1 pseudogene is annotated in these 588 nt (G+C 77.9%); it reads left to right on the plus strand.

Annotated elements, in window-relative coordinates:
• Nucleotides 1–588: pseudogene (locus DI269_RS12890) on the plus strand (DNA polymerase III subunit gamma/tau); the annotation flags it as partial.

Below are 588 nucleotides of genomic sequence, written 5' to 3' on the forward strand. Positions count from 1 at the left end.
GCCCGGTCGCGGCCCCGGCAGTGACCGCCCCGGCCCCCGTCCGCACCGCGCCGGCCGCCGAAGCCCCCGCGAAGGCCCCCGAACCCAAGGCCGAGGTCCCGCCCTGGGAGGACGAGGCCCTCAAGGCCCCGGAACCGGCCGCAGCCGCGCCCGAACCCGCCGAAGAGCCCCCGGCCGAGGACTGGTCCGAGCCCGAGCCCGCCCCGGTCTACGAGGCCGCGCCCGAGCCCTCCGGAGGCGGCACCTCCGCGGCCTCGGTCCGCCGCCAGTGGGACCGGATCATGATGGCCGTCAAGGACCGCAAGCGCACCACCGCCGCGCTCCTCCAGGACGCCACCATCTCGGACGCGGTCGACGGCGAAGTCGTCCTCGCCTTCAAGCACGCCTGGCACGCCGAGAACCTCCAGAAGGAGCCCGCGTACGGCATCGTCGTCGGCGTCCTCGGGGAGGTCCTCGGCGGCACCTGGAAGATCCGGTGCGAGGTGGGGGAGGTCGGCAGCCTCCCAAAAGCGCCGACGGGAGCGGCGCCGGCCCCGGCGCCTAGGACGGCCGCGCCCCGCGGCGCCCCGTCCCGGCCCGCCCCCGGCC

It is taken from the genome of Glycomyces dulcitolivorans (genome assembly GCF_003265355.1).
Lineage (GTDB): Bacteria > Actinomycetota > Actinomycetes > Mycobacteriales > Micromonosporaceae > Glycomyces > Glycomyces dulcitolivorans.